General features: G+C 58.4%; 3 rRNA genes. All 3 read left to right on the top strand.

The window, feature by feature from the left end:
* The first annotated feature begins 191 nt into the window (after positions 1–191).
* The 3 genes from H9657_RS18805 to rrf all read left to right on the top strand — a co-directional run bounded on the left by H9657_RS18805 (position 192) and on the right by rrf (position 5,419).
* Positions 192–1,713 (top strand): 16S ribosomal RNA (locus H9657_RS18805).
* Between the two features lie 402 nt (positions 1,714–2,115).
* Positions 2,116–5,225: ribosomal RNA gene (locus tag H9657_RS18810) — 23S ribosomal RNA — on the top strand.
* Positions 5,226–5,302: 77 nt separating this feature from the next.
* A 5S ribosomal RNA gene (gene rrf / locus H9657_RS18815) occupies positions 5,303–5,419 on the top strand.
* The 16S, 23S and 5S rRNA genes sit together here, the layout of an rRNA operon.
* Positions 5,420–5,447: the final 28 nt, after the last annotated feature.

Here is a 5,447-nt window from a genome sequence, read left to right on the forward strand (position 1 = left end):
GGATGCGCGTCTGTTCCTTGAGAACTCAACAGTGTGCCAAGTAGTCGATGCCATATTTTTGGCGTCGAGCCTGGATCGGATCCACCCCGTGGGTCTGGTTTGGGATGATGCCAGTTGATGCCCCTCTTCGGGGGGGTTCTTTGTGTGTCTGTTGCTCGCCGGTCTTCGGGTTGGTGGGTGGCTGTTTGACATTCACGGAGAGTTTGATTCTGGCTCAGGACGAACGCTGGCGGCGTGCTTAACACATGCAAGTCGAACGGTGATCTCGGTGCTTGCACCGGGTGATCAGTGGCGAACGGGTGAGTAACACGTGAGCAACCTACCCTTCACTCTGGGATAAGCCTTGGAAACGGGGTCTAATACCGGATACGAGACGCACGGGCATCTGTAGCGTCTGGAAAGATTTATCGGTGGAGGATGGGCTCGCGGCCTATCAGCTTGTTGGTGGGGTAATGGCCTACCAAGGCGACGACGGGTAGCCGGCCTGAGAGGGCGACCGGCCACACTGGGACTGAGACACGGCCCAGACTCCTACGGGAGGCAGCAGTGGGGAATATTGCACAATGGGCGAAAGCCTGATGCAGCGACGCCGCGTGCGGGATGACGGCCTTCGGGTTGTAAACCGCTTTCAGCAGGGAAGAAGCGAAAGTGACGGTACCTGCAGAAGAAGCGCCGGCTAACTACGTGCCAGCAGCCGCGGTAATACGTAGGGCGCAAGCGTTGTCCGGAATTATTGGGCGTAAAGAGCTCGTAGGCGGTTTGTCGCGTCTGCTGTGAAAACCTCAGGCTCAACCTGGGGCTTGCAGTGGGTACGGGCAGACTAGAGTGCGGTAGGGGTGACTGGAATTCCTGGTGTAGCGGTGGAATGCGCAGATATCAGGAGGAACACCGATGGCGAAGGCAGGTCACTGGGCCGCAACTGACGCTGAGGAGCGAAAGCATGGGGAGCGAACAGGATTAGATACCCTGGTAGTCCATGCCGTAAACGTTGGGCACTAGGTGTGGGGTCCATTCCACGGATTCCGTGCCGCAGCAAACGCATTAAGTGCCCCGCCTGGGGAGTACGGCCGCAAGGCTAAAACTCAAAGAAATTGACGGGGGCCCGCACAAGCGGCGGAGCATGCGGATTAATTCGATGCAACGCGAAGAACCTTACCAAGGCTTGACATACACCGGAAACGTGCAGAGATGTGCGCCCCGCAAGGTCGGTGTACAGGTGGTGCATGGTTGTCGTCAGCTCGTGTCGTGAGATGTTGGGTTAAGTCCCGCAACGAGCGCAACCCTCGTCCCATGTTGCCAGCGGGTTATGCCGGGGACTCATGGGAGACTGCCGGGGTCAACTCGGAGGAAGGTGGGGATGACGTCAAATCATCATGCCCCTTATGTCTTGGGCTTCACGCATGCTACAATGGCCGGTACAAAGGGCTGCGATACCGCGAGGTGGAGCGAATCCCAAAAAGCCGGTCTCAGTTCGGATTGGGGTCTGCAACTCGACCCCATGAAGTCGGAGTCGCTAGTAATCGCAGATCAGCAACGCTGCGGTGAATACGTTCCCGGGCCTTGTACACACCGCCCGTCAAGTCATGAAAGTCGGTAACACCCGAAGCCGATGGCCCAACCTTTTGGGGGGAGTCGTCGAAGGTGGGACTGGCGATTAGGACTAAGTCGTAACAAGGTAGCCGTACCGGAAGGTGCGGCTGGATCACCTCCTTTCTAAGGAGCATCTGGCAGCAGGTCGCCTCGTCATGGGGTGGTGCTGGTGTCCAGGCCCATGCCCCGGCCGTACGCGTCGGGGGTGGTGCTCACGGGTGGAACATCGACTACTGGCCGGCTCGTTGGGTCGGTGGCTTCCAAGTACGCCTGCAGCTTGCTGCGGGGAGGGAACGGAGAGTCGTCGGTTCGTCGCGGGTCGGCTTGGCACGCTGTTGGGTCCTGAGGGAACAGCCCGTTGTGGGTGTTGCCTTGGTCGGGATCGTTCGGTCCGGTCGAACCGCTGGTCGCTGGTGTCCTCTTCGGGGGGTGGTGGTGGTCGGTAGGCGTCGGGATGCCGGGCGGTGACCGGTGGTTGCTTGAGAACTGCACAGTGGACGCGAGCATCTTTGAATGATCTTTTGTGGTCAAGTTTTTAAGTGCACAGGGTGGATGCCTTGGCACCAGGAGCCGAAGAAGGACGTAGTAGCCTGCGATAAGCCTCGGGGAGTTGGCAAACGAACCGTGATCCGAGGATTTCCGAATGGGGAAACCCCGCACGAGTCATGTCGTGTGACCCGCACCTGAATATATAGGGTGTGTGGAGGGAACGCCGGGAAGTGAAACATCTCAGTACCGGCAGGAAGAGATATTCCGTGAGTAGTGGCGAGCGAAAGCGGATCAGGCCAAACCTAGCGCGTGTGATAGCCGGCAGGCGTTGCGCGTTGGGGGTTGTGGGACCTTTCAGTGAGGGCTGCCGCCTTCGCAGGGAGTCAGAAAGCCGCGTTATAGTCGAAGGGTCTTGAAAGGCCCGGCACAGAGGGTGTTACCCCCGTAGACGAAATGACGCGGCCTCCCGAAGGGGATCCCAAGTAGCTCCGGGCCCGAGAAACCCGGAGTGAATCCGCACAGACCACTGTGTAAGCCTAAATACTACCTGGTGACCGATAGCGGACAAGTACCGTGAGGGAAAGGTGAAAAGTACCCCGGGAGGGGAGTGAAATAGTACCTGAAACCGTGTGCATACAATCCGTCGGAGCCTCCCTAGCAGGGGTGACGGCGTGCCTTTTGAAGAATGAGCCTGCGAGTTAGTGGTACGTGGCGAGGTTAACCCGTGTGGGGAAGCCGTAGCGAAAGCGAGTCCGAATAGGGCGACCGTAGTCGCGTGCTCTAGACCCGAAGCGAAGTGATCTAGCCATGGGCAGGGTGAAGCGCGGGTAAGACCGCGTGGAGGCCCGAACCCACCAGGGTTGAAAACCTGGGGGATGACCTGTGGTTAGGGGTGAAAGGCCAATCAAACTTCGTGATAGCTGGTTCTCCCCGAAATGCATTTAGGTGCAGCGTCACGCGTTTCTTGCCGGAGGTAGAGCTACTGGATAGCCGATGGGCCCCACCAGGTTACTGACGTTAGCCAAACTCCGAATGCCGGTAAGCCAGAGCGTGGCAGTGAGACTGCGGGGGATAAGCTCCGTAGTCGAGAGGGAAACAGCCCAGACCACCAGCTAAGGCCCCAAAGCGTGTGCTAAGTGGGAAAGGATGTGGAGTTGCACAGACAACCAGGAGGTTGGCTTAGAAGCAGCCACCCTTGAAAGAGTGCGTAATAGCTCACTGGTCAAGTGATTCCGCGCCGACAATGTAGCGGGGCTCAAGCACACCGCCGAAGCTGTGGCATTCACACAAGTGACAAGCCTTCGTGGTTCAGTCGTGTGGATGGGTAGGGGAGCGTCGTGCCGGCAGTGAAGCCGCGGGGTGACCCAGCGGTGGAGCCGGCACGAGTGAGAATGCAGGCATGAGTAGCGAATGACGGGTGAGAAACCCGTCCGCCGAATGACCAAGGGTTCCAGGGCCAGGCTAATCCGCCCTGGGTAAGTCGGGACCTAAGGCGAGGCCGACAGGCGTAGTCGATGGACAACGGGTTGATATTCCCGTACCGGCGAAGAACCGCCCATACCGAGCCTGGTGATGCTAACCGTCCGAGCCTGTCTCATCGTCCTTCGGGACACCGGGGCAGGGGAGCACGGGACCCGAACTAGTAGTAGGTAAGCGTATTAACAGGGGTGACGCAGGAAGGTAGCCCAGCGTGGCGATGGTAGTCCACGTCCAAGGTCGTAGGGTGAGGTGTAGGCAAATCCGCACCTCGTGAAGCCTGAGAGCCGACGGGTACCGCGTATGCGGGAAATGGGTGATCCTATGCTGCCAAGAAAAGCCTCGACGCGAGGTTCTAGCCGCCCGTACCCCAAACCGACTCAGGTGGTCAGGTAGAGAATACCAAGGCGATCGAGAGAATCGTGGTTAAGGAACTCGGCAAAATGCCCCCGTAACTTCGGGAGAAGGGGGGCCTCAAGCGTGAACCGGCATGCCCGGGGAAGCGTGGAGGGCCGCAGAGACCAGGGAGAAGCGACTGTTTACTAAAAACACAGGTCCGTGCGAAGTCGCAAGACGATGTATACGGACTGACGCCTGCCCGGTGCTGGAAGGTTAAGAGGACGGGTCAGCACGCAAGTGCGAAGCTCAGAATTTAAGCCCCAGTAAACGGCGGTGGTAACTATAACCATCCTAAGGTAGCGAAATTCCTTGTCGGGTAAGTTCCGACCTGCACGAATGGCGTAACGACTTCTCCGCTGTCTCAACCGCGAACTCGGCGAAATTGCACTACGAGTAAAGATGCTCGTTACGCGCAGCAGGACGGAAAGACCCCGGGACCTTTACTATAGCTTGGTATTGGTGTTCGGTGCGGCTTGTGTAGGATAGGTGGGAGACTGTGAAGCCCGCACGCCAGTGTCGGTGGAGTCAACGTTGAAATACCACTCTGGTCGCTCTGGATATCTAACCTCGGTCCGTAATCCGGATCAGGGACAGTGCCTGGTGGGTAGTTTAACTGGGGCGGTTGCCTCCTAAAATGTAACGGAGGCGCTCAAAGGTTCCCTCAGCCTGGTTGGCAATCAGGTGGCGAGTGCAAGTGCACAAGGGAGCTTGACTGTGAGACTGACAGGTCGAGCAGGGACGAAAGTCGGAACTAGTGATCCGGCGGTGGCTTGTGGAAGCGCCGTCGCTCAACGGATAAAAGGTACCCCGGGGATAACAGGCTGATCTTGCCCAAGAGTCCATATCGACGGCATGGTTTGGCACCTCGATGTCGGCTCGTCGCATCCTGGGGCTGGAGTAGGTCCCAAGGGTTGGGCTGTTCGCCCATTAAAGCGGTACGCGAGCTGGGTTTAGAACGTCGTGAGACAGTTCGGTCCCTATCCGCTGCGCGCGCAGGAAACTTGAGAAGGGCTGTCCCTAGTACGAGAGGACCGGGACGGACGAACCTCTGGTGTGCCAGTTGTTCCGCCAGGAGCACGGCTGGTTGGCTACGTTCGGAAGGGATAACCGCTGAAAGCATCTAAGCGGGAAGCCTGCTTCAAGATGAGGTTTCCACGCCCTTCGGGGTGAGAGGCTCCCAGCTAGACCACTGGGTAGATAGGCCGGACGTGGAAGGCAGGACTAACGACTGCCGCAGCTGACCGGTACTAATAAGCCGACAACTTGACTAACTTCATTCATTGCTACGCGTCCACTGTGCGGTTCCCGAGAAACCAACGGTTCATTCCCGTTGACATCTCGACAGTGTTACGGCGGTCATAGCGAAGGGGAAACGCCCGGTCCCATTCCGAACCCGGAAGCTAAGCCCTTCAGCGCCGATGGTACTGCACCCGCCAGGGTGTGGGAGAGTAGGACGCCGCCGGACAATCATTCAACGAAAGGCCCACCCCTCA

The organism is Cellulomonas avistercoris, assembly GCF_014836445.1.
Lineage (GTDB): Bacteria > Actinomycetota > Actinomycetes > Actinomycetales > Cellulomonadaceae > Cellulomonas > Cellulomonas avistercoris.